The sequence below is a fragment of the Nocardia sp. NPDC059236 genome, assembly GCF_042754085.1.
Lineage (GTDB): Bacteria > Actinomycetota > Actinomycetes > Mycobacteriales > Mycobacteriaceae > Nocardia.
In genome coordinates this window covers 13111-38481 of sequence record NZ_JBHZAF010000012.1, presented here as the reverse complement: position 1 = coordinate 38481, position 25371 = coordinate 13111, and the positions used below count along the sequence as shown (strand labels likewise).

The 25371-nt window shown below is 63.9% G+C and carries 29 protein-coding genes; 10 read left to right on the top strand and 19 right to left on the bottom strand.

Features of this window, described 5'->3' with window-relative positions:
• Positions 1–42 precede the first annotated feature (42 nt).
• Complete coding sequence (locus ACFXIV_RS28615; protein ID WP_379398978.1) at positions 43–981, top strand: tyrosine-type recombinase/integrase; 939 nt, start codon at positions 43–45, stop codon at positions 979–981.
• 205 nt (positions 982–1186) lie between these two features.
• Here the strand turns inward: ACFXIV_RS28615 and ACFXIV_RS28610 are convergent, their stop codons facing one another.
• Positions 1187–1489 (bottom strand): hypothetical protein, encoded by a 303-nt coding sequence (locus ACFXIV_RS28610; RefSeq protein ID WP_379398979.1) that lies wholly within the window; start codon positions 1487–1489, stop codon positions 1187–1189.
• Positions 1479–1790: a hypothetical protein gene (locus ACFXIV_RS28605; protein ID WP_379398980.1), complete on the bottom strand. Its 312-nt coding sequence runs from the start codon at positions 1788–1790 to the stop codon at positions 1479–1481. The genes ACFXIV_RS28610 and ACFXIV_RS28605 overlap by 11 nt, the downstream gene beginning before the upstream one ends.
• Before the next feature lie 38 nt (positions 1791–1828).
• On the opposite strand from ACFXIV_RS28605, the gene ACFXIV_RS28600 reads away from it, so the two are divergent.
• The 6 genes from ACFXIV_RS28600 (at position 1829) to ACFXIV_RS28575 (ending at position 11451) form a co-directional block, all read left to right on the top strand.
• Positions 1829–1984 (top strand): hypothetical protein, encoded by a 156-nt coding sequence (locus tag ACFXIV_RS28600; RefSeq protein ID WP_379398981.1) that lies wholly within the window; start codon positions 1829–1831, stop codon positions 1982–1984.
• A gap of 769 nt (positions 1985–2753) precedes the next feature.
• Positions 2754–3314, top strand: coding sequence for a hypothetical protein (locus ACFXIV_RS28595; protein ID WP_379398982.1), 561 nt, complete (start codon positions 2754–2756; stop codon positions 3312–3314).
• Positions 3315–3744: 430 nt separating this feature from the next.
• Positions 3745–4908 (top strand): AAA family ATPase, encoded by a 1164-nt coding sequence (locus ACFXIV_RS28590; RefSeq protein ID WP_379398983.1) that lies wholly within the window; start codon positions 3745–3747, stop codon positions 4906–4908.
• 44 nt (positions 4909–4952) lie between these two features.
• Entirely contained in the window at positions 4953–5804 is an 852-nt protein-coding gene (locus ACFXIV_RS28585) for a hypothetical protein (protein ID WP_379398984.1), read from the top strand.
• Positions 5805–7206: 1402 nt separating this feature from the next.
• Entirely contained in the window at positions 7207–8448 is a 1242-nt protein-coding gene (locus ACFXIV_RS28580) for a hypothetical protein (protein ID WP_379398985.1), read from the top strand.
• Between the two features lie 1167 nt (positions 8449–9615).
• Positions 9616–11451, top strand: coding sequence for a hypothetical protein (locus tag ACFXIV_RS28575; RefSeq protein ID WP_379398986.1), 1836 nt, complete (start codon positions 9616–9618; stop codon positions 11449–11451).
• Positions 11452–11680: 229 nt separating this feature from the next.
• On the opposite strand, the gene ACFXIV_RS28570 is transcribed toward ACFXIV_RS28575, so the two are convergent.
• The 15 genes from ACFXIV_RS28570 to ACFXIV_RS28500 all read right to left on the bottom strand — a co-directional run bounded on the left by ACFXIV_RS28570 (position 11681) and on the right by ACFXIV_RS28500 (position 22010).
• Positions 11681–12130 carry a hypothetical protein gene (locus ACFXIV_RS28570; RefSeq protein ID WP_379398987.1) on the bottom strand — a complete coding sequence of 150 codons (450 nt, stop codon included), beginning with the start codon at positions 12128–12130 and terminating at the stop codon, positions 11681–11683.
• Between the two features lie 199 nt (positions 12131–12329).
• A complete protein-coding gene (locus ACFXIV_RS28565; protein WP_379398988.1) occupies positions 12330–13103 on the bottom strand; it encodes a DUF2637 domain-containing protein in 774 nt (257 codons plus the stop codon).
• Positions 13100–13528, bottom strand: a complete 429-nt coding sequence (locus tag ACFXIV_RS28560) for a hypothetical protein (RefSeq protein ID WP_379398989.1) — start codon at positions 13526–13528, stop codon at positions 13100–13102. Before ACFXIV_RS28560 ends, ACFXIV_RS28565 begins: the two co-directional genes overlap by 4 nt.
• Positions 13525–14187, bottom strand: a complete 663-nt coding sequence (locus ACFXIV_RS28555; protein WP_379398990.1) for a hypothetical protein — start codon at positions 14185–14187, stop codon at positions 13525–13527. Before ACFXIV_RS28555 ends, ACFXIV_RS28560 begins: the two co-directional genes overlap by 4 nt.
• Positions 14184–15902, bottom strand: a complete 1719-nt coding sequence (locus tag ACFXIV_RS28550) for a hypothetical protein (protein ID WP_379398991.1) — start codon at positions 15900–15902, stop codon at positions 14184–14186. Before ACFXIV_RS28550 ends, ACFXIV_RS28555 begins: the two co-directional genes overlap by 4 nt.
• Before the next feature lie 6 nt (positions 15903–15908).
• Positions 15909–16577 (bottom strand): hypothetical protein, encoded by a 669-nt coding sequence (locus ACFXIV_RS28545; protein ID WP_379398992.1) that lies wholly within the window; start codon positions 16575–16577, stop codon positions 15909–15911.
• A 42-nt stretch (positions 16578–16619) separates the two neighbouring features.
• Positions 16620–17129, bottom strand: a complete 510-nt coding sequence (locus ACFXIV_RS28540; RefSeq protein ID WP_379398993.1) for a hypothetical protein — start codon at positions 17127–17129, stop codon at positions 16620–16622.
• 29 nt (positions 17130–17158) lie between these two features.
• Positions 17159–19282: a hypothetical protein gene (locus tag ACFXIV_RS28535; RefSeq protein ID WP_379398994.1), complete on the bottom strand. Its 2124-nt coding sequence runs from the start codon at positions 19280–19282 to the stop codon at positions 17159–17161.
• Positions 19279–20055, bottom strand: a complete 777-nt coding sequence (locus ACFXIV_RS28530; protein WP_379398995.1) for a hypothetical protein — start codon at positions 20053–20055, stop codon at positions 19279–19281. The genes ACFXIV_RS28535 and ACFXIV_RS28530 overlap by 4 nt, the downstream gene beginning before the upstream one ends.
• Positions 20052–20459, bottom strand: a complete 408-nt coding sequence (locus ACFXIV_RS28525) for an RRQRL motif-containing zinc-binding protein (protein WP_379398996.1) — start codon at positions 20457–20459, stop codon at positions 20052–20054. Before ACFXIV_RS28525 ends, ACFXIV_RS28530 begins: the two co-directional genes overlap by 4 nt.
• Positions 20459–20755, bottom strand: a complete 297-nt coding sequence (locus ACFXIV_RS28520) for a hypothetical protein (protein ID WP_379398997.1) — start codon at positions 20753–20755, stop codon at positions 20459–20461. The genes ACFXIV_RS28525 and ACFXIV_RS28520 overlap by 1 nt, the downstream gene beginning before the upstream one ends.
• Positions 20752–21018, bottom strand: a complete 267-nt coding sequence (locus ACFXIV_RS28515; RefSeq protein WP_379398998.1) for a hypothetical protein — start codon at positions 21016–21018, stop codon at positions 20752–20754. The genes ACFXIV_RS28520 and ACFXIV_RS28515 overlap by 4 nt, the downstream gene beginning before the upstream one ends.
• Positions 21015–21185 carry a hypothetical protein gene (locus ACFXIV_RS28510; protein WP_379398999.1) on the bottom strand — a complete coding sequence of 57 codons (171 nt, stop codon included), beginning with the start codon at positions 21183–21185 and terminating at the stop codon, positions 21015–21017. The genes ACFXIV_RS28515 and ACFXIV_RS28510 overlap by 4 nt, the downstream gene beginning before the upstream one ends.
• Positions 21185–21511 (bottom strand): hypothetical protein, encoded by a 327-nt coding sequence (locus ACFXIV_RS28505; protein WP_379421347.1) that lies wholly within the window; start codon positions 21509–21511, stop codon positions 21185–21187. Before ACFXIV_RS28505 ends, ACFXIV_RS28510 begins: the two co-directional genes overlap by 1 nt.
• Positions 21512–21779: 268 nt before the next feature.
• Positions 21780–22010 carry a helix-turn-helix domain-containing protein gene (locus ACFXIV_RS28500; protein WP_379399001.1) on the bottom strand — a complete coding sequence of 77 codons (231 nt, stop codon included), beginning with the start codon at positions 22008–22010 and terminating at the stop codon, positions 21780–21782.
• Between the two features lie 229 nt (positions 22011–22239).
• Between ACFXIV_RS28500 and ACFXIV_RS28495 the strand changes: the two genes are divergently transcribed.
• From ACFXIV_RS28495 to ACFXIV_RS28485, 3 genes are all read left to right on the top strand, one after another.
• Entirely contained in the window at positions 22240–23004 is a 765-nt protein-coding gene (locus ACFXIV_RS28495) for a GntR family transcriptional regulator (RefSeq protein WP_379399002.1), read from the top strand.
• A 96-nt stretch (positions 23005–23100) separates the two neighbouring features.
• Positions 23101–23682: a YdcF family protein gene (locus ACFXIV_RS28490; RefSeq protein WP_379399003.1), complete on the top strand. Its 582-nt coding sequence runs from the start codon at positions 23101–23103 to the stop codon at positions 23680–23682.
• 144 nt (positions 23683–23826) lie between these two features.
• Positions 23827–24297 (top strand): NUDIX hydrolase, encoded by a 471-nt coding sequence (locus tag ACFXIV_RS28485; RefSeq protein WP_379399004.1) that lies wholly within the window; start codon positions 23827–23829, stop codon positions 24295–24297.
• A gap of 249 nt (positions 24298–24546) precedes the next feature.
• Here the strand turns inward: ACFXIV_RS28485 and ACFXIV_RS28480 are convergent, their stop codons facing one another.
• Together ACFXIV_RS28480 and ACFXIV_RS28475 are read right to left on the bottom strand one after the other, a co-directional pair.
• Positions 24547–24801: a tyrosine-type recombinase/integrase gene (locus tag ACFXIV_RS28480; RefSeq protein ID WP_379399005.1), complete on the bottom strand. Its 255-nt coding sequence runs from the start codon at positions 24799–24801 to the stop codon at positions 24547–24549.
• On the bottom strand, positions 24798–25358 hold the full coding sequence (locus ACFXIV_RS28475; RefSeq protein ID WP_379399006.1) for a hypothetical protein: 561 nt from the start codon (positions 25356–25358) through the stop codon (positions 24798–24800). Before ACFXIV_RS28475 ends, ACFXIV_RS28480 begins: the two co-directional genes overlap by 4 nt.
• Positions 25359–25371: the final 13 nt, after the last annotated feature.

Below are 25371 nucleotides of genomic sequence, written 5' to 3'. Positions count from 1 at the left end.
AACGCTCAAACACCTAGGAACTCTTCCGAGTAGAATCCGGACATGGGGCCGGATCTGGATGACATCGCCGAACTCCTCGAGGACTTCAAGACCGAACTACGCCGGACCAACAAGTCCAAGGGCACCATCGACACCTACAGCCGCGACGTCGGATACTTCGTCGCCTTCCTCGGTGCCCAGGACCCGCCGATTGCCCCGACGGCCGCGGCACTGACCCGCGACAACATCGGCGCCTATATCGAAGACACGCTGAACCGCACGAACAAGCGGACAGGCCGGCCGGTCACCCCCGAGTACGCCCACCGGCAGTACCGCAGTCTCCAGCAGTTCTGCCGATACCTCGAGATCGAGGCGATCCTCACCGCCAACCCGTTCGACAAAATGAACCCGCCGCTCGTCCCCGAGAAGCCGATCCCAGTCCCGCCGATCGAGTCGCTCCGGAAGCTGCTGTCTGCATGTGAGGGAACCGATTTCGAGGCCCGCCGTGACAGCGCGATCATCCGTCTCATGGCCGACATCGGACCCCGGATCAATGAAATCGCACCGCTCGACCTCGACGCTCTCGACTTCCAGGAAAACACCGCGCTGGTCACCGGCAAGGGCCGCCGCCCGCGGACATTGCCCTTCGGCGACAAGACCCGGATCGCCCTGCGGCGCTACCTTCGTGCGCGCGCCCAACACCCCCAGGCCGTCAACGACAACCCCGCCCTCTGGCTGGGCAAGCGGGGCAGAATGACCGGCTCGGGCATCCAGCAGATGCTCGATCGGCGGGCCGAACAAGCCGGTATCGGCCACATCCACCCCCATCAGTTGCGGCATTTCTTCGCACACAACTGGCTGGCCAACGGCGGCCAAGAGCAGGACCTCATGATGCTGGCGGGCTGGCGATCCCGGCAGATGATCGGACGGTACGCCCGCGCGACAGCTGAAACCCGCGCACAGGATGCACATCGGAAGGCGAGACTCGGCGACCAGCTCTAACAGACGTCAAACCAACCATGAACGACGAACGGAGCCAGCGCCTGCAGCATGCGGGGCTCGACCCGACCGACCCCGTGCACCAGTGGCGATTCCATCAAATCCGGATCATGATCATCACCACCATGCCGGGCGGACTTCGGTGCGGACAGCGCTGGCCGGCCCCGCCCGGTCGGCGTCGGCAGCGCCGCAATACCTTTCGGCGCGTTCAATACCGGTCGGCCAGATCCTCGTCGTCGACCACGCGCACGGCCTCAGCGAGCCGCCGCAACCTCGCGATCACGATCTCGGCCGCCGCCCCGGTCCGATAGACGCCGTCGCACACCGCGACGACGCCGCCGAGCATCGGCAGGGCGAGCAGCGCGAGCACCTCGTCGACCTCGTCCAGGTCCGGCGCCGGGTCGACCGCCGGCCGGACCGCACGCAGCACGTCGCGTCCGTCGAACACCTCGGCCGGATCGACCTCGGCGAGGACGTCCAGGACCGCGGCGAGCAGGTGGTCAGATGCCATCGCTGACACCGTCCCGGCCGTCGAACGCCAACGGGCTACAGCCCGGGCCGAGTTCGGGCTGATACACATGGGCACCGCAGCGGCCGCAGGTATGGACGAGATGACCGCGGGAGCATCCCGCGAGGCGGCACGCGGTCCATCCGAATGTCGACCGGCTCGCCGCGAGTACGTGGCGTTCCGGGCCCGAGCAGAAGATCGGCGTCGGGAGAACCCACCCGTGCGGAGTCTGGACCAGGTGGTCGTTGTCGATGGCGTAGCCGTCCGGGTGCAGATACCAGACACGCCGGTCATTCGAACCCATGTGCGAATAATAGCCGAGCGGTCGCTTATGATCTGCGCGTGTCGGATGATCAGACAATGTGCCAGATCTGCGGCGAACGCCCGGCCGGCGAGGGCTACATGTCCATGATGTGCCCGCAGTGCCGAGCGAAGCGCGAGGAGCAGAACCGCACCCGGCCGTACCCGTTGCTGCCCCCGCCGGACGACATCATCTAGAGGCAGTGGAGGAATTGTTCGGGGGAACTCCAGCTGCTCGAAATGGAACACCCACCGGTATAGGGCCGTGAGTTCCAGCAGCTTCCGGGCGGTGTCGATGCAGGACCGGGCACGGCATCTTCACCCAAAACCTGGTCAAGATCACCCGCCCTGGCGGCGTGACCGTCAACCAACAACACCCGGCCACAACAACCCCGCCAACCAGCCGCCCTATTACTCAATAGGGTTCTTCAGGTCGAAGTAGTTAGTGGCTATTGACCCTCTCCAGGAACCACGATGGAAGTCGGCGGTCAGGGTGCACGACGCCTGACACGGCGGGCTGGAATGGATCGCGTCGAACTCGTGACCGTGGGCGGCAAGGAATTCCAGCGCATCCCCGCAATGGAACTCGAACGGATAGTTCGTCCGCCATTCTCGATCTTTGCGCGTGACGAGCAGCGTTGGCACGCAAAGGGATAGGGCATCTGAGCGGAGGAATGGCCGCTGGCATCGTCGGCAAGATTGGGTGTACTAGACACTCCTGCGCAGTGGTTGCGGACTCTGGGCTGATCGAGGCACACGCTCCGAGTCCGGGGACCATCCGATCCGTAGTCATGGGCTCGGTGGGCGATCAGGCGCGATCTGGTCCACGGGCAGATGGCGTTGCGGCTGCGGTGGTTAGCGGACTGTCGTCAACGTTGTCGTCAGAGGTGTCGTCGGCCTGTCCTCGCTCGCGGGTTCCTCGATGATGCTTAGATTTGGAGACGCTCGCTTGGAGGGAGGCATCAGATTGAATGTGACAGTCCTCGTCGCGGTGATTGCGGCGACTGTGACAGGAATTGGATGGTTCGTCACTCATGTACTCGCGCTGCGTGCCGAAACGGAGAAGCAGCGACTAGCTAGCCATTTGAGCATCGTTGAGACGCAGTTGGCAGAGCTATATGGACCTTTGGCATTCTTGGTGCTTGAGGGGAAGTCAAGCCTTGGCGATCTTGAGTCCAATCTCGGGCGACGGGCCATCTTCCGAGATGATGACCCATGGAGTGCTGATGAGCTTGCTACATGGCTGTATTGGGTTGACAACGATTTCATGCCTCGCAACCTGAAGATTCAAACCTTGCTTTCCAGTCATACCCACCTCATCGTTGGTGAGACCATGCCGCCGTCGTATCTGGGGTTCATGGAGCACTACAACAGTTGGCGAACTGTGCATCAGCGTTGGAAGGACGAGGGTATTGAATACTGCTGGCACTCAAGAACCGATTGGCCACGTGATTTTGACAAGGATGTCGCTGATACCTTCGACGCCCTAAAGAAGGAACATTCTCGACTAGTTGGGCTGACCCGGTAGCCTGCGTAGATCTTAGTGATCTCGGCCCCTATCGGCCATCTCCGCGGACATCGTAGCCCGATAATATCGGTTCGAATCCATTAATTTTGCGGGGATCGAAAACAAGAGGCGCCAGTGCCTCTATGACATACCGTGCCAATATCTCGCATCTTGACCATACACCACTTGACGGCTCCCAGAATCTACGTTATGTCATGCATCAAGACGGCAGGCAAGCATGCGTCCGCAAGGGGACCGAAGGAGGTACAGGCAGTTTGCAGTACTCCCTTTGCAGCCGCAAAAATACAGTTGAGACAGGATCAGGCACAGCCGCACCCCTATCTGGTATGGGCATGGTGTCATAGTAACCCCTTCTCATTCAGCTACAGTAGCTGCACGCTACGCCTATCCCAATGCGCCAAGCGATACACCGAGTTTGGAATGGAGCTTCATGACGCGGGTTACCTCGTTCACGATAAAGGGTCTATCAGGCCGACGCGACGTTGTGCACCATGACCTGAACGAAGATGTCAATGTTTTCTGGGGCCCAAATGGGTCGGGTAAGACATCAATGCTGAAAATCCTTCACAGCGCGTTGTACAACGATACAGACGCTTTACGCGGCGTCGCATTCAGGTCGGCACGAGTAGAATTCTATAGCGACAATCACGCGAAGACGATTGTTCGAGAGATTACCAAAAGAGAGCTGAGGGACAACAACGAAGATCTCGAAGACTACTACGACCCGGAAACGGGAGACGTAATCCATCACCTTTCGCTAGCGCAGCCAAAAAAGTGGACGACAAAACCTGAGCTGCCAGGCTCGATTAACCGTTTCGGCCACCGATGGCTTCCAATTTCAAGAATTCTGAGTACGCCGCCCCGCACTCCCCGCAGGAGGGTTCCCTCGAAAAACGGTCCGCATATGGACATGGATGAGGCATTCGTCGAAGGCATCGAGCAGCGGTGGGCCGATTGGAGGTACCGCTCCAATAGAGAAATCCGGATGGCTCAGGATCATGCTCTAGCAGCCGTGTTGGAAGTCGCTCTGCGCGGCGTGACGAAACGCGACAAGACGATCGAGCCGCTCGATGTCGGACAAGCCTATTCCCTGGTTAATAGCTTCTTTAGCGAGCGCACCAACCCTCGAATCGGCGGTTTTGCTTTCAAGGATTTCAACGAATTCCAACGGAGATACAACGAGGACAGCATTCTGCCGGATATCGTTCAACGGCTACAGAAGGTTGAGCAAGAAGTTGCAGGGCTCCTTGAGCCTCAGCGGCGCCTTGAAAAGATGATTAGCGAGTTCTTCACCAAGGGTCGCGAAGTAACGTTCGGCGATGAGGGGATCACCGTCGCCGTTAATGGATCCAATATTCCACTGAGGCACCTCTCAAGTGGTGAGCGCCAGCTACTTGTCATCCTGCTTGAGTGTCTTGACGCGCGAGACAATTGCATACTTGTCGATGAGCCCGAGCTCTCAATGCATGTCGCATGGCAAAACAAGCTTATCGAGTGCATGAGGACCGTGAACCCTGGGGCGCAGCTAATAATGGCGACACACTCCCCGGAGATCATGGCTGAACTGGAGGATCGTTGCGTAATAGAGCTCTGAGCAAGCCCGCTTGGTCACCGAAGGCATTTAGCCGCTTAGTTCTCATGAGCCCGAAGTCCTTGTATATCGTTGTCGAGGGGAAACGGCACGATAAAGCGTACTACGGACTGATCGCTGAATCCAGCAAGGTTTTGGCGGGCAACTACGAGGTCGCAAAAATCGAATCGATCTATACCGGCGGAGGCAAGGACAGTATCCTACAAGTCTTTGAGAGCATGAGGGTTCGAAATCATTTGATTCAGATAACTTCCACCGGCCCCAAGGCGGCGGTATTCATGCTGGATCGAGATGCACAGAATATATGCGGAGGACTGAAGAGACATCGCCACGTATTCTATTCACGCGCATACGATGTCGAAGCAGACATCCTGATCAACGGCGATCCGAAGAGTGCGCTCTGCATAACAGCAGGAATTACCCCCGCAGAGTCTGAAACACTGTCGAAAGCCCTAGGCGAATGGCATCGCGATGTAGCCCTGGAGTGGCGCGAATGGATTATTCTCTGCCTGCTGTCACATATGCTGGGGATCGGCTCTAGGGCAAATTACTCCAGGAGCACGGTATCGAGTGACGATATCAAGCACATTGACTCCGTCCGAAACCAGATACACCAAAGCTCCGGCTTAGATAATGCAGAATTTTCCAAGCTTGAGTCCGACATTCGATCCCGAGTATATCGCATCTATGCACAAGGGAAGAGTCACACACTCCTAAAAGGAAAGTGGCTGCCGAACTATCTTCGACAAAGAGTCTCGACACATTTCAACGAGGGCGACCAACCAGATTTGGCCGATTTCGAAAAGCGGGTAGTCGGTAATTTCATGGCCACCCTTGATCCCAGCCGAGGCCCATGGGCTCGGAGGTACCGAGAGCCCTGGGAGTCGCTTATCAGCTAACCTCAACGCTGGCTCAAAGTCGATTTCCACTACGGAGATCTCGGCGGATTCAACAATGGCTTGCGTGTGTAATTCTGGCCGCGCAGGTCCAATCCACGGCTATTCTTCTCCCTGCTTCCTCATACTGGCCGCCCTCTGTGGAAGGAAGTCGGGTCAAGGGTGGGCGAAGGCCCATCGGCTTGCCGACGCGACGTAGGAGCGCCCTTGATACGGATTCCTGGAGCGAGACAATTGAGCCGATGAGGAGGCGGGGAGACCCACCGCTGTGGTGAGCGTGGGAGCAGCTGAAGGGGTAGTGAGCCGACAACGACGTCGGCTCCAAGGCTCGTGAAGTCTGGTAGCAGGATCTTCGCGGCAAGCGGCGAAGCTGTGCGGCAGCTCGTTTGGCGGTGACTGCTGCCGATGTCAGCGATTCCGGCTCCGCGGTTGGGGCGCCGGCTGATTCGGTTCAGGCTAAAGGGACATTCGACCGGACTCGGCTCCCAGCCCGCCCAGCCTTTCCGATCCTGTCCGTTGCTCGAAGCGGCCCAATTTGAGAATTACTCATCAAAATGGCTGAGCTTCAACCTATTTCGCAATACCAATGCGTTGATGCATATGGATCAACGCACGTTGATGACTACCCATCAATCGGGCACGCCCGCCGGCGCACCGTTCGATTGGGACCACGTATCGTTGTAAACCACTGCCGACCGGTACGGCCCAATCTGCATGTCTATCAGCGCTTTTGAGTGGGTCGAGTGGCGGACTTTTCGCCGCGAATTGGTGGCCGTGTGGGCAACAATCGCCATTGCCACGAGAACCCCGGCCACAGCGTTGCTGTCACGATGCTACCGAGTTGCCCTTGATCAGCGGACGTTCCGCCGTAGCAATGATCGTGGTTGTCTGAATGCTGCGGTAGACCACACGGCTCGCGCATGCGCTCCCCTCCCCTCTCTGTGAAGGCCTGCTCCCGGCGAGGGCGGGGGTCCGGTGGGCAGCGCCCCCGCGCGCAGCCGTCAGGCTGCGGATCTCCGGAGTGGAGCACGTGCCGGTCGTGGTGGGGTTCCTCTCCGCTCGGCCTGGGGCGTCTCGATCACACGGGTTCCGGTCGTCAAGGGTGGCGCTTGCGCCATCGGCTTGCCGACGCCGCAGGCGCCCTTGATGGCCGGTACCCGTGTGATAGCCCCAGAACAGGCCGAGCGGAGAGGTGCCCCACCACGACAAGCCGAGCGGAACGCAGACGCGAGCGCAGCTCGCGATACCCCGCCAGCACTACACAACCGGACTACGGCGCCAGCCTGCGCTCCACGAACCAACCTCATGAGATGGCACACCTAAGCAGCGCATCGGGGCTAGATTCTGTTGTGCCCGCTGGGTTCAGACAGCGGGGAACGCGGCGACGATGGGGAGGATCGATCCGGTGGACAATACGGGGACGACGGCAGTGGCACTGGCGGTGACCACCGGTACGCTGGCCGTTGATACCGGCACGGTACGCAAATCGGTGCGTGAGACGTATTTCGCGCTGATGCGCTTGATCTCCAGCAGATACAGCAGCGTGGACCTGGAGAACGTGCACCTGCGACCAGACTCGCCGACTGAGCGGAAGGCGTTGGCCGGGGAACTCGATGATGCCGGCGCGGGTTCTGATGTGGAGCTAGTGGAGGCCGCAATTGCCGTCCTGCGAGAAGTGCAGCAACACGCGCCTCAGATGCTGGCTGGTGTCGATCTGCAGTGGGTGGAGGCCGGGGCACTGCATATCGTCCAAGTCAAGTTCACTGGGGAAGGACTGCGGGCCGTCGACAGCACAATAAACGGCGATGTAGAGATCACCGTTTCGCCCGGTGAGAGTGTTGTTGTCCACGGTGACTATAACGTAGTCCGCAGTGCGGGTCGCGATGTGCTGCTGCCGGATTCAACTGCTGGCCAGGTCGACCTCCCCGACACTGACCGCCAAAAACAGATCAACATCGGCGGCGACAACGTCGGCCCCCTTATTCTGCATGACGGAAACGGAACTGACAGGTGGCGCACCGCCGTAAATTTCGAGGTCGACTCACCACCCCCAGCGAGTGAGTGTGTCATCTATCTCGACACGAACGACGAGTCGAAGATCCGGTCCGTGCTCGACGCGGTGATCGACGTGCTCGACACCTACGGCCTCAAGTTGGATCCGAAGGGACCGCCGCTGTACGGATCGTGGTTCGCCCGTTTCAAGGTGCGGTCCAAAGACGCGATGAACAACCCCGACGTACAGCAGCGGCTTCAGAAGCTCGAACAGGCCATCGAGGTCAAGACCCTGCAGGGGCCGATGAGCCAGGTGAACGTGAACCAAGCTGATGCAACGCTGCGACTCGCCCAGGCGGTCAGCGGCATCGACAACGCAGCACTGCTGATCGGATCGATCCTGGTCATCAAGACCACAGCTGGCGATGGCACCACCAGCATGATCGCCCGCTCCCTCTCGGTGGCGGAAATCCGTGCCCTGGAAGCCAACCAACACGTGCTGAAGGATCCACCCACCGCGCTGGCCCGCCTCGAAGATCTGACGCGAACAAACCATACATATCCGAGCGTGCCGGATCCGCTGTTGATGGCATCGCTCACTGACGGACTCTCATCTCCCGCCGAGGAAATATCGCAGCGTCCACCGGACCTGTAGAAATCATCGACCCGAACCCGAATCTCATTGTCGCACCTGTGCAATGTCCCGTGTGCCAGATAAGTTGGCGCCCGCAGGATCGAACCGATGAGGTGATATACCCAGCGCGGGCGTAGACCGGAGCGCCGGCGTTCTTGTCTGCCCCTGGGGGTGGCGCTTGAGCCATCGGCTTGCCGACGCGACGTAGGAACGCCTTTGAGGCGTGAGGGGCGTGGGAACACAATGCGGCGCCATCGCCCAGAGGCACACGGCCGCCAGGCTGTGCGAGCCCTTCCGCGGGCCACCGCCCGCGCATCCACACACACTCACCGCCACACGCGCTACACCAGCCGCCCATCACGCACAGCCGCGTGCCCTAGACCGCAGCCGATGCACACGACACCACCACAACCACCGTCTCCCAACACAACCCACTCGCAAACTTTCCGATACCTGCCCCAACGCAACCACTTCCTTTGTCTTTTCTCTCTTCACCACCACACCAACCCTCCCCTACTTGATCTTTTTGATTTCTGATTGCTCCCCACCCCACCCAGTTCCACATCTCGTTGATCACGAAGTGGGCGATGAGATGTGGAACTGGGTGGGGTGGGGAGTGAGCAGAAATCATGCCCTTAACGCCCAGCTCAGGGAGGGTTGGTGTAGTGGTTCGGGGGCGCGAAAAACCCGCACCATCTTGGTGCGCCTGATGTGCGCGGGAGTCGCGGGTTTTTCGCGCCTGCGAGCTTGCGGGATCGGCTGCCGGACAGCCGATGCCGTAACACGAGAGGACCCCTTCCTCGGCCGGACAGTGTGTGCCCGGCCCGCAGGTTGTTCAAGGGCGCTCCTGCGTCGCGTCGCCTACGGCGATGGCCTACGGCCACCCTTGAGCAACCCGCAGTCCGGGCACAGAAAGCCTTCGAGGGAAGGGGCCGGGGAACAATCGGGGACGATCCGACACGCCGGGGTCACGAGCAGCTGGCCACGTTAACGCTGATCGGCGAGACGCATCCGGCTGAACCACCGAGATGCCGAGTGATCCGTTCGCATGAGTGACCGACGAAAGCGGTTGCCTTGTCACGCATCTGGTGGAGGGCTGTTGGTGATGTCGGGGCTCACGACTAGACTCCGCGAGCTGTTCGGCGCGGAGCCGAGCAACCCAAATCGGCTAGGGGAAAGGGGATGTGCATGCATCCGATGCAGACCCTTGTTGCAGCGATGTCAGCGACCGGTCACGCGGTCCTAGCAACCAACGTCCTCGATACAACCGTCGACCGCGACGAACGAACCACAATCTGGGCGGCCGCGGCGGCTGAAGCCACGCTGAAACGACTCGCCGATTTGCAGGCGACTATCGACTTCGCCGCCGAGCGGAACAAACATTCGGACGCGGAGAAGGCCTGGATCCGCGCGGTCGATACCCCACTCGCGCACCGAGTTCTTGCTCAGTTGCAGAATCCCGGGCACGGTGTGTTCAGCCAGCGCGCTCTTGTGCAGTGCATCAACGAAATCGTCGAATTCGGCTCGTCGGACGAGACAGCGGGCCCGGTTACAAACGATGATCTGCTTCGCTGCATTCTCGGCATCAACCAGGAGCACGACCAGCCTGACCGGCATCCCGACTTGGGCCGCATCGACGAGATCGGGCCTGACGCGTTCAAGAACGTCAACGAGTACTTCGAGCGAATCGGCCAGGAAGCCGTAGACGCCGAGCGAATTGAGACAACAGTGGACGAGGTCGCCACCATGTCATTCGAGCGCTGCGACAGCCTGCCGGCGCTGCTCGCGCACACTCACGACACCTGGCGCCGGGGATGGCCGACGACGCCCCCTGAACTGGTGACCGAACCCAATCCAGCAGCGGTGTTCACCGCAGCCTTCGGCGTCGACTTCGACGACGTGCTCGCCCTCGGTCTCCTTCTTCTCGACCGAGCTCGAAATGGCCGTGTTGCCCACCATCCGGACGACTTGGTTGCACTCGGCGCCGACCGCGCGGCCGTTGAATTCATCGTCCGAGAAGCAGCAGCAGATCTGCCGAGTCTGCGTCGGCACCTCACTCGCGCGCAGGCTCGTCAGCAGGTCACACACTGGCTGCGCTATACGCTGCAGCGGTTTCCGTTCGCACGGCTCGAAGATGGTCAGCTGCTGCTGCTCAAGCCTCAGTTCGTCAAGATGCGCATCTTCGGCGGCCTGTTGTTCTGGGATGTGTTCACCAAACTTGGCGGCCACCGCACCCCTCCAGCTCGTGGTGCGCTGCACTTCGAGCAGGCGGTCGCCGATGTCTTCGAGGTACGTGTCGGTGACGAGTTGAAGCGGATGGCCGCGGCCACGCCGGGAAACACTCGTCCCGCCGTCGCGGATGCCCGCGCGCTCCGCGCAGCACTGCGCGATGGGCCGGAGACTCCATCCACTTGCGACTGGGCTATCTCAGATGGGGCAACCTGCGTCCTAATAGACGCGAACAACCGCCCACTGCACCAGCCCTTCGCCGAACGAACTGGAACAGCCGAAGAATTCAAGCGAGACCTTGGACTCAACCTTATCGGCGACGTTCCAAACGCTGGCCACACCAAATTCATGCAGCTCGCCGCGACGATCAACGGATTGCGTGACAACGGTGGAGTTCCAGGCTGCTTCACTGTCGGTGATCGGACCCAGTTCGTCCCACTTGTCGCCGTGCCCGATGTTGGTTTGCCCTACACGGCACTCGTCGACTACGAAGTTGTCCGCCGCGCGCGCAATGTGCCAGGCCTACGCACCCAAAATGTCCTTCCCCCTGCCCTCGTCACGATCAGCGAGCTGCATCTGCTCACCGGAATCGCCCAGCGATTCGGACGCAGCCCGATCGAGATCTTGGCACGCTGGAGACGCAATGTGGCATCGTCACCATTCCCGATCACATTGCAGCAACACATTGTCTGGGGCGAACGCATCGCAGACAGCCCGATCGACGACAGATACCTCAAACTCGGCGATAGGGTACGGACCCAGCTCAGCGGTAGCCTGACCCGAGTACAAATCTGACCGACTCAGCGAATACATAGCGGCCAGACGGGCCAAGGTGGTCACTCTCGATGCCGATAGGCCCTGGCCCTGGGCCATCGGTCTGCACGCGCCGTGCGTCACCGCGTACAGACGGCGCACAGTGCCTCCACCGGCCCTGCGACGCTGTAGCCAAACGCTGAGAGGTTGTGCTCACGACGAAGCCCCCGGTCCGTTCATCACGGGCCGGGGGCTCTGGTGGTTGGGTTCGCTAGGCGGCGGGTGCGATGTAGGCGCCGAGGTCGTAGATGCGGCCGTAGCCGCCGCCCTCGACCGGGCCGACGTAGAGCAGGCCCTCGATCCGGCCGCCGATCGCCAATCCGCCGGCGCGGGCGCGGCGCACACCCGCGCTGATCGCGCGCTGCACGTCCCGGTCGAGGGTGATCGCGCGCAGGCCGTCGTCCTGCTCGTCATCGCGGGCGTCGGTCTCGACGATCAGCTGCGAATCGACCACCGGGTCACCGCCGGTGGCGACCGTGGGTTTCCGGTTGACCCAGAACAGGGGCTGACCCGCGCTGTTGTGGCGGTGGCGGCGCACGACCGAGACGATCTCGCCGGTCACCCCGTCGCCGGGCTGCACGTCCTTGCCGAACGGGTTCCGGGCACCCGCGCCCATCAGCTCGGCGTTGATCTGGTCCAGGTCGGTCAGTGCATTGGTCATGGTGTCCTCCAAAGAGTGTGAGGTGGAAGGGAACTGAGGAGGGCAGGGCTTGCTGCCTGCCCCGTAGGGCTGTGCCTGTGTGGCGGTAGAGGCTCGCGGGTCCGGGGTGGCCGTCTCGGCCATCGCCGCCCGGCGACACTGGTGTGCCCTGGACGCGGGAGGGACCGCCGCACACCCTCCCGCACCACCGGGCGATCGGTCAGCGAACCAGGCTCAGCACCTCCCCACCGTCGTCGGGCGCGTCGGCGGCGGCGATGATCTGCCCGACCCGGGAATGCGACAGCCCGACCGCGGCGCCGATCGCGCGCATCGATTCACCCGCCGCATGCCGGCGCAGGATCTCCGCATCGCGTTCGGCCACCGGATCGGTGTCCACCGTCTCGGCGGTCACTGTCTGCCCGCCGTCCAGCGCTGTCCGGTCGCTGTCCAGTCCTGTCCAGTCGCTGTCCAGCCGTGTGGAGTCGGCGTAAACCGGCGTCAACTCCGGCTCGGGCTCCGGTTGCGGGTTGCGCGGAACCTCGATCAGCGCGGTCAGGCCGTGCGTGGCCGCCAATCCGAACAGCGGTGCCGCGCCCGCGACGAATGCCGCGATGGTCGCGGGCAGCACTCGATGCCCGGATTCCGCAGCGTGCAAGCCGTTTCCGACCACGCTGATCAGCTCGGCGGAGAACAACTCACCCCAGAAGAACCAGCGCGTAGCTTTCGGGATCACAACGGCCTGGCGGGCGCGGCGCTGCAACGAAACCAGCGCGACCGCGGACTGGACAATCGCGCCGTCGACGAAAATCGGCCCGGCCCACGCTAGACGCGGCGTGATTCCGGCCATCACAGCCAGCTCGGTCAGCGCGGCGAACGACCACGCGAACGCGCCCGCACCGATGACGATCGTCATCGCCAAAGCGGTCAGCTCGGCAAGGTCGAACCGCCCGCTGGACACCCGGTGGACAGGCTGGACAGTGGTTGACGAGTTCATCGGTCGTATCCCTCCCGGTCGGCCGACGCGGTCCACGGGCTCCACGCCGGCGGGCGGATCAGTCGTTCCTGCTCGGCGTGCAGGGCATGCCCGGCCAGCTGATCCAGCGCGTTGTCCAGATCGCTGGCCAACTCCCGGTTACGGTCTTGCAGCTGCGCGGCCTGATGCTCGGCAGCGTCGAGGCCCGCGACCGCCGCGGCCAGCAGCTCCTCCAACTCGGCGGTCCGCTCGTGCGCTGCGATCAGCCGCGCTTCGAGGTCGGTGGCGCCCAGAGCTTCCGGCGACGGCCGGACCGTGCTCGTGGACGTCGGCACCGTGGTGCAGGCCGTCCGGACCGGGGACCGTGGACCCGCCGGCCGCGTGACCAGATCGTGCGCGCCGAAGCTCTCGGCGGGCATGGTCGCCTCGATGGCCGGGACGCTCACCGCTCGAACCCGTCGCGCTCGGAGTTCGCCAGGTGCGCGGCCAGCGCGTTACCGGCCTGGTAGTCGGCCAGCGGCGACGGCGCACCCGCGGCCGATTCGGCGCGGTCCTGGACCCGGGTCACGTAGTGCGAGGTCAACAACCCGGACTCATTGCACTCGATGCCGTGCTCGGCGATGTAGCAGGCTTGCAGTTCGCTACGACGCTGGCTCGGCGTCAGCTTGTCGTCGAGCGACGCGCGTAGCGCCGTCACCGCGGCGGCCGGGTTCTCGCGCCAGCGATGCGTTGCGTCCCACAGGTAGTCCCACTCGTCTCGCCAGTGCTCATTGCTGACCCAGGGACCGGAGTACTCGGCGTAGTCGACGGCGTCGGCGGGGTCGTACTCCTCCGGGTCACGCGAGAGGCTGTCCCAGGCGTGCATGAAGTCCGCGCGCATCTGCTGCTCGGTCTCGGACTCGGTCTCGTTCGGCTCGGCGGTGTGGTCGGGGTGGGTAGTGTCGTTCATCGGTTCGGTGTCCTCTCGATTGGTTGTTGTGGTGATGTCGGGCCATCCGTAGTGGCCAGCCAGATCGCGTGCCTGCGACTGACTGCGCCGCGTCGCCGGGTCCATGTCGGGCGGTGCCTCGCCCGGCATGGTCGGCCCCGCGACGTCGGCGCTCACCGCTCCATCCCTTCCCGGTCGTGTCCGTTGCGGGCGAGGGCATCGGCCAGGGCGCTACCGTGCTGGTAGTCGGCCAGCGCAGAGCCTGCCGACTGTCGCGCCGCCGCTTTGGCCTGCTCGGCCTGGCGTTCCGGGCTGCCGAACCGCTCGGACGCCGGCGTGCGCTCGGCGAGCTTGCGCACCGCCTCGTCACGCTCTCCGCGCAGCCGGTCACGCTCGGCGGTGAGGTCCTCGGTGATCTGGGTGAGCTGCTTGGTCTGTTCCAGGAGGGTGTCTCGCTGGTCTGCCAGCTCGTTGATCTGCCCGGCCACACCCTCGGCCCAGTCCGGTACCTCTCGCGTGTTCGCGGGCGCCGGACGCGCGGCCTGCTGCTGGCTCGGCTGCTGGTGCTGCTTTTCCCGGGTGCCCCGCTCCCCCAGGCCGCTCCAGCGGTCGAACTCGGCGGGATCGATCACGGCCTGCCACAGATCCCGGTCGGGTCGTTGCCCGAGCTTGGCTTCGGTCTCGGTGACGGTCAGGATCTCCCGAGCCCGTGCACGCGCCTGCGGGTCGAGAGCGTCGCTGTGATCGAGACCGAAACGGGCGTGCTCGATCTCTTCCGACCAGCCCAAGCCCTCGCTGATGTCGTGAAAAGCGCGCCGCTGGACCTCTGCGAACTTCGCCTCGAACCCGGCGACGGTGTTCGGTGCATGGGATCCGAACCATCCAGCTTCGTCGGCGGTCCACACCCGGCCGGATTCGCCGATGGAGTGGATCCGCCGGCCGGACTCCTGCCCGGCCTCGCGGGCCCGCGCCGGCGCGTGATCGCGGTGAACCTGCCCGGCCAGCGTCCGCTCCCGCAACATGGCCTCGCGGGCGGCCAGCTGATCGGCCACGACCTCGGGACGACCCCGCTCGCTGTATTGCGTTGCGGCGTTGTGCCTGTCGACGGTCCGGACCTGCACGGTGGTGCCCTCGGTCCACAGCGAGTGATCGATGCTGCGGCCGATCCACTCGGTGGCGACATGCTCGGTCGGGAACCACTGCCGCTCGGCCATGGTCACGCCGCCCTGCGCATCGGTCCAGGTCAGCTCTCCGGCGTAGCGGTGCTGATCCGGCTGAGCGTTCTCGATACGAGCAAGCTCGGACTGTTCCCAGTTCGCGCGGCGCGCGGCGTCCACGCTCGCTTCCCAGGCGACCCTCTCGGTCTCGGCGCGCTCGCGCATGCTGACCGTCTCGCGGGCCACCCGCGCCCGGTAGTGCAGCGCTTCCACGCCCTTGACCTTGTGGGCACGGCTGAACAGGTCACCGGTCTCGTACTCCGGGAACACCGTCACCGCGTCCAGACCGTCGAGGGCGATGCCCTGCTCGGTGCGGGTCAAATGGCCGTTGCTCACGAACTGCCCGGCCAGCTCATCACGATGCCGGGCCAGAGCCACGGCGTCACGAGCACGCCGGTCGTGATCCACACTCGGATCCGCGGCACGGGCCGCGACAACCTGCACATGGGCGCGGTAGCGGTCCACGGCCTGGTTGGTCCAGGTCAGATTGTCGGTGCGGGCCTGTGCCTGCTCGCGCTGCTCGGCCCGGAGCACCCGGCTGATTTCCTTGCGCGCCCTGCGGCGTTCGAGCCAGTTGCCGGCCTGGGTGTGCCGCTTCATCGCGGCCATCATCGCGACGCTGAATTTGCGTGCCTCGCCGACGATCTCGTCGACGGGATTCCCGTTGTCGGACATGGGTTTCTACTCCTCAGTGGTGGCGTCGGCCAGGGCAGCGGGGCCGGAGAAATCCGGGTACGACGGGTACGACGTCGACGGCTCGCCTGCGGCGGAGGTCTGTGCCATCCCGGCGGTGGTGGTGCGGCGCGCCGGCACAGGCGGCCATTCGTCTCGGTGGCTGCTCACGTACTTGTAGGCGGCGTTGTAACGGGTGCGGTCCAGCAGCGACATGTCCTCGATGTGGCGGCTCTGGAATTCGCTGCGCAGGGCATCGACCTGCGGGCCCCATACTTCGGCCTCGCCGAACACGTACGTGCCGTCGCCATCGGCGATCTCCTCGCGCTTGCGGGTCTTGGCGTAGCGGATTTCGCTGATCAGGTCGCGGATCGACAGCTCCGACAAGGGCATCTGCACGGCGAATTTGCCCTGCAGACTGAGCAGGCCGGGGCGGAACTTGGCGCGGATCTCGGCCTGTTCCTCCTCGGTCTTGCGGGCCTCGGCGGCGTACGTCTCGGCCTGGCCGCGGCGGATCCGGTCGTATTCGTCGCGCTCGCGCGGGGTCATCCGCCAGCGGCCGATGGCGTCGAGGATCCGGGTATCCATGTCGTTGTCGAGGAACGTGATGGTCGCGAAGGTCGCGATCACCCCGCCCGTGATGCCGAGTGCGGCGGCGCGGAAGTCGTTGTTGTTCATGGTGTTTTCCTTCCAATCGGTGTTATTGAGGGACCGGATCCGCTACTGCGATCCGGGGTCTGTGGAGGTGCGGCGGGCCTCGTAGGCGCCACGCCGCTCGGACAGGCGGGTCACCCACTCGCGCAGCCCGGCGTAGTTCCCGGCGGCGACGCCCGCGAGCATGCGCACCGAGTCGACGGGCCCGGGGCGCCCGGCGCAGTGCCACCACGCGAACGCGGCCAGCGCCAGCACATACAGCGACAACGGACCCGGCAGCGGCAGCACCGCCACCGCCATGGTCGCCGTGACCGTGGTCGCCACGGCCGGGCCCCAGATCCGCAGGCTCTCACGGGTTTTCGTGATCCGCGAGACGTGCGGGGCGACGGTGCGGCCGACCGTTCCGCCGTCCGGGACTACCGGCACCATCTGCGCGGCCAGCTGCGCGGCGGTGCTGCCTTGCATGTCGGCGGTGAGCGCTTCGAGGACCTGCTGCTCGTGCGCCTGCTCGGCGGCGCTACGCCCGCCCAGCTCCTCGCCGTGGTCCTCGGGCTCGATCGGGTTCAGGGAAGACATCTGCGTAGCTCCTTCTCGTGTAGTGGGTTTCAGGCCGGTCGGCGCTTGTTCAGATCGATGACCGCGGCCAGCTGATCCGCGCCGGCCGGGGCGAGTTCGGCGAAGTCGGCGATGCCCGGCAGCGCGCGCACGTTCTTGAGCTCGTTGTCATCGAGCGGGCTCACCCGGCCCCAGCGGGCGCGACCGCCGGAGACCTGCACGACATCGCCTTTGGCCATGGCGCGCATCCGGTTCGGGGGCAGCAGGTACTGGTCCGAGGGCTGGACGTTGCCCTCGTCACCGTGCTGGTTGCCGCCGATCAGCTTGCGGGACAGCTCGAACTTCGGGCGGGTGCCATAGACCTTGGACAGGGTTTCCGGGTCGGTGGAACGGCCCAGAAGGCTGCCGCCCGACGCCGCGGCAACCAATGCGGCGCGGTTGTCGTCGTCGTGGCCCAGGCCCTGCCAGGACTGTGCGATCCACCACGACCCGATCCCGGCCTTCCGCAGCCGCTCGACCCACTTCACCGCGCGGGTCTTGCCATCGGAGACCGCCGAGAACTCGTCCACGACCATCAGCGAGGTGCGGCCGTGCTGCTTGTCGGCCAACTGCTCCAACATCGTTCCCAGAGCACCGAACTGGGCACGAGCCCGGTCGGGAGTCTTCACGCCCTCCAGCACGATGTAGATCAGATCGAAGTCGGTCAGCTCCTTCTCACCGTCGAACGCCGAACCCAGTGACCGGTACAGGTTCGCGAATTCGGCGCGCGCCGAGTTCATGACCGGCTGCTTGCCGTCGATCGTGGACGCGATCTCCATGTCCACGCCCATCACGCCCGACCACGGCGTCACCCCGGCTTGGCCGCCCCACAGCTTCGACAGCTTCGCAACATCGAAGCGGGACAAGAACTCCAGCCAGCTGCGCGGCGGGTTGTGCCCGACCGGTGTCGGCACACCGTTGATCAGATCGACCCGAGCCGGGGCGTCCACGATCAGGTGGATCAGGGTCTCGCGGATCTCGTGGAAGTACTTCTCGGTGTCGGTCGTCGGCGTCGAACCACCAGAGACCATCGCCGACAACACCGACCGCAGATCGTCCACGATCACCCGCTGGACCTTGACCGGCAACGCATCGAAGTCCGCACGCGGCCACATGCGCAGCGCCACGTCGAAGGGGAAGGTCCCGATCCGGTCGGGACGAACACCCAACGCCGAGAACCACTTCTGCATCCGGGCGGCGACCTTGCGCGACTCCGGGCCGCCGTTGCAGTCCACGACGATCACCAGCGGCCGACCCGGCCGGTCGTGGCGCCACCACTGCCGATGCCGCGTCCACGTGGTCACGAACCAGCTGAACAGCACCCGCAGCATCAACGTCGTCTTACCCGAACCGCTGGAAGCGACCGTGGTCATGTGCTCGGCCACATTGATCCACGGCAGAATCAGCCGAGTCTCGTTGCGGCCCACCAGGGCCCGCATTACGCTCGACGGCGGCGCCTGATCGGTTTCCAGCGACAACCGCCCGATCACCAGCTCCGGGTTCAAACCACCCGTCGTGTACGGCAGCCGCCGGCGCGACAGCCGCGCCGCGGCACCCTGCTCACGCTGCGCCTGGACATACAACGCCCGCTCGGTCCGCGCCGGGCTCCTCAGCCCGACCGTGGCCAGCTGCACCCGCCGGTTGGTGTAGAACAGGGTCGCGACCATCCACGCCGCCGGGATCAGCAACGGGGCCATCCCGAACATCCCGCCCACGAACTGACCGGCCAGCCATTCGTGCGCGGCCTGACCGAAATCGCGGACCGGCGCGAACACGTCCCACGCCCACAGCGCGGCAGCGCCGGGCATCGCCAACACCGACGCGAACATCCAGTTCCGCAGCCGGGCCGGTTTCCAGCCCAACAGCGTCGCCGGGGCCACGATCGCGACCATGCCGATCAGCACGGTCACCAGGCACGCCGCGCCCAGCAGGGCGTGCTGGCCGACGCTGTCCCAATGCCAGGCCGAGAAATCCGGCAGCCAGCCCAGCGGATCATGCTTGATCCCGATCGGCGGCATCTCCGGATGCACGTGGATGCCGGGCTGCTCCGTCGTCGGCGACGCCGGCACGGGATCGGTAGTAGGTGTTGTGGTGGGTCCGCAGTCTTGCGGGGTGATCATCGGAGTGCAGGTCATGATCCGACCGCCTTTCCTTCGTTCCGGTTCGTGACCTGGGTGGTTTCGTGATCAGCGGCTCCGCCCGCGATCACCCGGAGCCCGGGTCGCGCAGCGGCAGAGCAGGATTCGGCCTTCTTGGCGGCAAGGAACTCGTCCAGATCGACCAGCGTCAACTTCGGGCCACTGGACAGATCCAGACCCGCTGCCGCACTGCGGACCACGGTCTTCACCGCCTCGCCGCGGCAGTAGTAGGTCAGCCCGGCACAACCAGCCCGCTCGGCAGTCAGCCGCGCCCGCACGACCGAAGACCGGGCTTCGGCAATGTTTTTCGCGGTCAGCTCGACCTCGACCGCCCACAGATCACCCGCACTGTCGTAGTAGCGGCCATCGTGGATATGCGGGCGCGGCTGCCCGGCCGCGACGATCGGGGCCTCGGCGCGCAAGGTGCGCTCGGAGATCCAGCGCTCCAGATCCATCCCGGTCAACGCCAGCCGCAACTGGAACGCCGCCTTGGTATGGGCCGCCATTTTCGGTGTCGGCACCCAATACCGCACCGACCGGCCCAGCAGCGCTGAAGCGGCGCCTTTCGTGGGAAACACCCACGACGGCCCCGGGACCGGGCGCACCCGCTTGGGGCTGATCATGCCCGCCGCTTCCCATTTCGCGGTGATCCGGTAGCCGCGGTTGAGACTCACGCCCAACATCTCGGCGATCACATCCCGCGGGCCGCCCCACTGCTCGGCAGTGATCGTCAAACCAGCCATGTCCCGCGGCAAAAGTTGAATGCTCATCGGTCCATCCCGTCTCGCTCGGCACTGCGGGTCACCGCATCGGCCAGGGCATTGCCCGAGCCCGCGTATCCCGCCAGCGCGCTGGTGGATTCCCACGCCGAGCCCGGCTCGGTGTCCTGCTCGAACTCGCTGCGGTCGACGCCGTGGCGCTCGGCGGCCCGAAGCTGGTGCTCGCGAGTCGCTTTGGCCAGTGCCGTCAACTGGGCCTCGGTCGCCGGCCGTTTCGGCGCGGCCAGTCCGACGTCGAACAGGTGCGCCACGTACTCGCGGCCTCGCCGCCGGTAGGGCAGCTTGCCCGCGATGTCCTGCCCATTCGGGCGCAAACCCTCGGCAGCAAGCTGGCGACGCGTCCGCAGATGCGCTGGGGCGGTGCGCCATTGGTAGGTCGGAATGCCCTCGCTCATCACTGCGCCCCCGCAACCCGGGGCGAGCGATCCCACACGATCTCGGCACGCCGGTAAGACTTCGACATGAGCATCGCGACACCGCAGGTAAGGACCAGCTTGTGACGGCGGGGAAAGTAGCGTCGGCGCAGTTCTTCGCACCGCGCTTCGATCTCCTCCATCGCGGTGACCATCGCGTCGACGTCGCGCCCGGTCAGGCCGCGGGCGTTGGCCGCTCGCAGTGCAGCGAATGCGGCTTCCCGCGCCTTGTCGAGTTCAGCGATCTGCTCGGCAAATTCCGGCGGTACGGGCCTCATCGCTGAGCCCCCGCCTGATCGGGCACCAGGGTGAGCTGCGCGCGGGGGATGCAGTCGGTGCGGACACCAACCTCATCGGCGCGACAGACGTTCGGCGACGGCACGTAGTGCTGCTGCTGGATCCACGCACCGGTGCATCCGGCCATCGCCACCAGCAGCGCGCCGGCCAGCAGCATCAACCGAAAACCCAACGGCAGCAACGCCATCCCAAACCCGATGCCGCGCACCACCGCCACATCCGTACGAACAACCGGCTCGATCATCGCCACACCCCCCGCCGGCGAGACGCGCTCGCGGAGCGGACGAACCACCGCACGCCGAACACGATCAGAAACGCGCTGACGATCACGCTGAAGACGAATCCGGGCGCGGCGTAGAAGGCGATCACGATCCCGACGAAAACGAACGGGAACAAGGTCAGCCGGTTCATCACTTCACCGCCCCGGCATCGGTCGCCGAATCATGCTCAGGCGCAACCGAAACAGGCTCCGTAATCGCCTGCGCGGCCAGCGCATCGGCAATACCGGCGTCCACCAGGTCACGCAGCAGCATCGCCTGTTCCAGCGTCAGCTGCATCGACATGCGACCCCGGCCGGGATGGCCGTCCAAGACGTCGACACAGATCCTGTCGACGTTCTCGAAGTAGCCGACCCGAAACGAACCCCACACCGACGTACCCACACGAATCCCGTCGACATCGACCGCGGACCCGTACTCGTCCACCTGCGACACGTGATTGCCCAAGAAATCGCGCATCATGCTTCCCCCTCCCGGCGGTTGCGGCACCGCCGCCGACGCGCCTGCGCCGAGCGAAGCGCCAACCGCGTGTAGTGAGCCTTTCGGGCGTGCTCAGCACGCCGGGCGCGTTCGTCGGGAGGCAACACCCCATCCGGATCGACCTCGCGCTCGAACTTGCTCACGAGGGCCTGCCGAGCTTTGGCAGTACGTGCCGTACGATCCCCGGTTTGCGCCCACGACACGTGAGCTGCGATCCGGGCCTGAAGCACTCGGTCGTTCGGGGCGCTCATGCCACACCGTCAGCCGACTCGGGCAGCACGGGCCGCGCCAGAGCAAGAACCTCATCGCGGTTGACGCGCCAAAGGCGGTCGTTCACTCGAAAGCCCTGCAGAACACCAGCCTTGATCCAATTCTTGATCGTCTTGGAATCCACTTCGACAAGCTCAGCGGCCGTCTTGAGGCTGATGAGGTTCCGCACACGACGGGGGTCGAACGACGGTCGGTCGGTTGTAGTCAACGAACTCACTCCTTGGTGGAAAAGAGCGGAAATGCATGCCATCTCCGCGTTGTGGATGGCCTAAGCACCTAGCGGTAGGTGTTCATTAGAACCACCTCTATTGGAGCAGAGCAGGTCGGAGTCCGCGATAGAGCCGGTCTTACTTGACCGAAAATATGGATTGATAGAATATGGCTACTTCTAATGACGAAGCACCACCGCGACTCAGCGACTAGAGAGCGATCCAAGGATGAGCGGATACCGAGACGTAGCGGCAAACTTGCGCGATGCCATCAGCCAGGGCGAATACTCGCCTGGCACAACGCTTCCCAAGCAAGAAGAGTTGGCCGAGCGATACGGCGTCAACATCAAAACGATCCGGCAAGCAGTCGGCATGCTTGAGGCCGAAGGCTTGGTCACGCCCATCCGCCGGCGCGGAACCGTAGTTCGCGAGCGGCCGCCAATGCGCAGACTCGGCGCGGAACGCTACTCGAAGAAGAAGTGGAAGTACGGCGACACAGTCGCCTTCATCGCCGACCGTGAAGCTTCCGGACGACCATGGAATCGGACAGACCAAACCCAGACGGTTGCCTTGGTCGAAGCTGACGCCGAAGTAGCCGAAGCCTTCGGGCTAGAACCCGGATCGCCTGTCTATGAGCGCTCCCGGCTGGTTCGGGATTCAGGTCAACCGACCCACACGCTCACGAGCTACTACATCCCGGAGCATGTCGCAGGCACTCCACTTGTGGATCCGGCACCTGGCCCAGCAGGCCCTGGCGGCGGATTTGCGGTGCTTACATTGCAAGGCTACGAACCCGACCACATGACAGAGACCGTGTTCGCACGCATGCCAACACCCGATGAGATCGATACCCTCGAATTGCCCTCAGGCGAACCAGTGATGATCCTGAAGCGACGGACGTACACAGCGCATGACCTTCTCATCGAGTTTGCCCGCGGAGTACACGCGGCGTCTCGGTTCGCCTGGACTTACGACTTCAAGCTCCCCGACTAGAGGATTGGAATGCCAACGACGACACTCCCAGAGGAACTTCGATCCGAGGTCGAGACCCTCTGGGACTACAGCCAAATGCACCACGAGCTTCGACCCGTGGACGTCGGGATCGGCTTGGGCAGCCATGACTCCGGTGTAGCCACTTACACCGCGGAGCTGTACGACCAGGGCATGTTCCCGCTGATCGTGTTTACTGGCGCCAACGCCCCTGGCACGATCGATCTGTTTCCACGCGGCGAGGCGGTGCACTTCCGCGAGCGGGCAGTCGAACTTGGCGTTCCGGACGATGTGATCCTGATCGAGACTGAAGCAACCAACACGGGCGAGAACATCGACTTCACCCGAGCACTACTTGAAGGTCGCACGGACCTAGGCCCCGTCCGATCCGCGGTGCTAATTTGCCGTCCTTACCAACAGCGCCGGAGCTACGCCATCTGCAGGAAGCGTTGGCCCAAAATCGATGTGATCTGCGCATCGCGCCCGCTACCCCTCGATGACTACATCAAGAGCATCGGTGACGTCGACCGCGTGATCAACATGCTCGTCGGCGACACACAGCGCATCTGGGTTTATGCCGCTAAGGGATGGGCGATCGATCAGGAGATGCCCGACGAGGTGCGGAAATCATTCAGCCGACTGGTTGACGCCGGGTTCGGCCGCCGCCTGCTTCCCGAGTAAGCACCCGCCCCTGCAGCAGCATTCACGCGTGTTGCCTACGGGTAAGTTGCAGAGCGTCTGAAGAGCACATCCTGCGTATCCGGGTCGAGGTAGCCGCGGCCCGAAGACCCGGTCGCACCTTCCCAGTAGCGAAGAGGTTCATCAGTGCCCAGGACCGACTACTTCCACGATCCCAATGCACCTATCCCGAACAGCATCAAGGTAGCGGTCAGCGCCCTCGTACGGGACGATCGGGGCCGAGTTCTGATGATCTGCAGAGCCGACAACGGTCTCTACTCGATTCCGGGCGGAGGGGTTGAGGCCGGCGAGACCATTTCCGAGGCTGTCGTGAGAGAAGTTAGGGAAGAGACCGGGATCGATGTTCAGGTGACCGCACTGATCGGAGTGTTCTCAAATCCTGGTCACGTCATCGCCTACACCGACGGCGAAGTGAGGCAAGAGTTCTCGATCTGCTTCAATGCCGAATCCATCGGCGGCGGACTCCGCACGAGCAGTGAATCCACGGACGTCAGGTGGGTCGAGCCTCAGCTGCTGCCAAAGCTGAACATCCACCCATCCATCGCGCTGCGAATCAGCGAAGGACTCAGGGATGGAAGTAGGCCGTACTTCACCTGATCCCGAACGCTGTCCAACGAACCGTACTACAGCTAGGAACTGTAGCGATTTACTTCGACACGAGCCGCAAAAATGCAGTTCAGCACAGGGTTTCGAGGTTAGGAACTTCTAATCCCTAGGTCGCAGGTTCGATTCCTGCCGGGGGCGCACAAGGGGTGACTGACCAGCGACAACGCTGGCAGTTACACCAATACCCGCATCGAACGACCCGCAAACCGGGACCGTACCCCCAACAAACTCCCAACTAATTCACTCGTCGCTGACCACGTTGTGCAGTGCGACGGCCGCCGCCGGATGCACCCGCCCCCGGGCCATGTACCGGCGCTGGGTCATCAACGGGTCGGCGTGCCCGAGAACATCGGCTGCGACGCGCGTGGACAGGCCGGCGTCGTCCAGGATCGTCGCCACGGCACCGCGGAAGCTGTGCACGGTGATGTCATCGGGAATGCCGAGCGCTTCGCGAACCCGCTGCCATTGGTCTTGGACGTTGTCCGGATCCCTCATCGTCCATCGCGTGGAGGAAACACCAGGTCGTATTCGGCAGGCTCGGCGGGCGGACGTGTCCGCTTGCGTTCCGCGAGCACCTGCTTGCGCTTGGTGAGAATGACGACCGCAAACTCCGGCAACGCAATTCGGCCCTTCCGGTTTTTCGGGTCGGCCTCCCGCACGATCCGGGCCAGTCCTTGCCCCGCGACATGGACGACCTTCCCCGTCGTCCGCAAGGTCTTGTCGTTGAGATCGATGTCAGACCACAAGAGTGCGAGCACCTGGCTGCGGCGGAGTCCGGTGGCCGCCAACAGGGTCACCCAGTCGGCAAGGTCTGCGCCGGCGCAATAGTCGGCGACGGTGGGCGGGGTGTAAGCCTCGAGTGGCTTTGCCCGCTCACGTTCCTTCTTGGTGAGTTTTCGCGCCCGGACAGCGGTGAGGATGAACCGCAGTTCATCCACGGTGATGTCGCGCGCTCCCCCGGTGCGCCCCTTGGCTTCCAGGTTCTGTGGCAGTTCCACCTCGCGAACCGGATTGACCTCCCGCGCGCCCCGGCGGACGGCGTAGCGGAACATGCCGGAGAGCACC

What these genes read in the sequence shown, in the direction of transcription:
- ACFXIV_RS28550 (WP_379398991.1), bottom strand. Translation starts at nt 15,902, where the DNA reads ATGTCCGACAACGGGAATCCCGTCGACGAGATCGTCGGCGAGGCACGC.
- ACFXIV_RS28570 (WP_379398987.1), bottom strand. Translation starts at nt 12,130, where the DNA reads ATGACCAATGCACTGACCGACCTGGACCAGATCAACGCCGAGCTGATG.
- ACFXIV_RS28545 (WP_379398992.1), bottom strand. Translation starts at nt 16,577, where the DNA reads ATGAACAACAACGACTTCCGCGCCGCCGCACTCGGCATCACGGGCGGG.
- ACFXIV_RS28475 (WP_379399006.1), bottom strand. Translation starts at nt 25,358, where the DNA reads ATGTTCCGCTACGCCGTCCGCCGGGGCGCGCGGGAGGTCAATCCGGTT.
- ACFXIV_RS28520 (WP_379398997.1), bottom strand. Translation starts at nt 20,755, where the DNA reads ATGAGGCCCGTACCGCCGGAATTTGCCGAGCAGATCGCTGAACTCGAC.
- ACFXIV_RS28540 (WP_379398993.1), bottom strand. Translation starts at nt 17,129, where the DNA reads ATGTCTTCCCTGAACCCGATCGAGCCCGAGGACCACGGCGAGGAGCTG.
- ACFXIV_RS28535 (WP_379398994.1), bottom strand. Translation starts at nt 19,282, where the DNA reads ATGACCTGCACTCCGATGATCACCCCGCAAGACTGCGGACCCACCACA.
- ACFXIV_RS28575 (WP_379398986.1), top strand. Translation starts at nt 9,616, where the DNA reads ATGCATCCGATGCAGACCCTTGTTGCAGCGATGTCAGCGACCGGTCAC.
- ACFXIV_RS28615 (WP_379398978.1), top strand. Translation starts at nt 43, where the DNA reads ATGGGGCCGGATCTGGATGACATCGCCGAACTCCTCGAGGACTTCAAG.
- ACFXIV_RS28605 (WP_379398980.1), bottom strand. Translation starts at nt 1,790, where the DNA reads ATGGGTTCGAATGACCGGCGTGTCTGGTATCTGCACCCGGACGGCTAC.
- ACFXIV_RS28515 (WP_379398998.1), bottom strand. Translation starts at nt 21,018, where the DNA reads ATGATCGAGCCGGTTGTTCGTACGGATGTGGCGGTGGTGCGCGGCATC.
- ACFXIV_RS28480 (WP_379399005.1), bottom strand. Translation starts at nt 24,801, where the DNA reads ATGAGGGATCCGGACAACGTCCAAGACCAATGGCAGCGGGTTCGCGAA.
- ACFXIV_RS28530 (WP_379398995.1), bottom strand. Translation starts at nt 20,055, where the DNA reads ATGAGCATTCAACTTTTGCCGCGGGACATGGCTGGTTTGACGATCACT.
- ACFXIV_RS28495 (WP_379399002.1), top strand. Translation starts at nt 22,240, where the DNA reads ATGAGCGGATACCGAGACGTAGCGGCAAACTTGCGCGATGCCATCAGC.
- ACFXIV_RS28585 (WP_379398984.1), top strand. Translation starts at nt 4,953, where the DNA reads ATGAGCCCGAAGTCCTTGTATATCGTTGTCGAGGGGAAACGGCACGAT.
- ACFXIV_RS28590 (WP_379398983.1), top strand. Translation starts at nt 3,745, where the DNA reads ATGACGCGGGTTACCTCGTTCACGATAAAGGGTCTATCAGGCCGACGC.
- ACFXIV_RS28505 (WP_379421347.1), bottom strand. Translation starts at nt 21,511, where the DNA reads ATGCGCGATTTCTTGGGCAATCACGTGTCGCAGGTGGACGAGTACGGG.
- ACFXIV_RS28525 (WP_379398996.1), bottom strand. Translation starts at nt 20,459, where the DNA reads ATGAGCGAGGGCATTCCGACCTACCAATGGCGCACCGCCCCAGCGCAT.
- ACFXIV_RS28565 (WP_379398988.1), bottom strand. Translation starts at nt 13,103, where the DNA reads ATGAACTCGTCAACCACTGTCCAGCCTGTCCACCGGGTGTCCAGCGGG.
- ACFXIV_RS28510 (WP_379398999.1), bottom strand. Translation starts at nt 21,185, where the DNA reads ATGAACCGGCTGACCTTGTTCCCGTTCGTTTTCGTCGGGATCGTGATC.
- ACFXIV_RS28610 (WP_379398979.1), bottom strand. Translation starts at nt 1,489, where the DNA reads ATGGCATCTGACCACCTGCTCGCCGCGGTCCTGGACGTCCTCGCCGAG.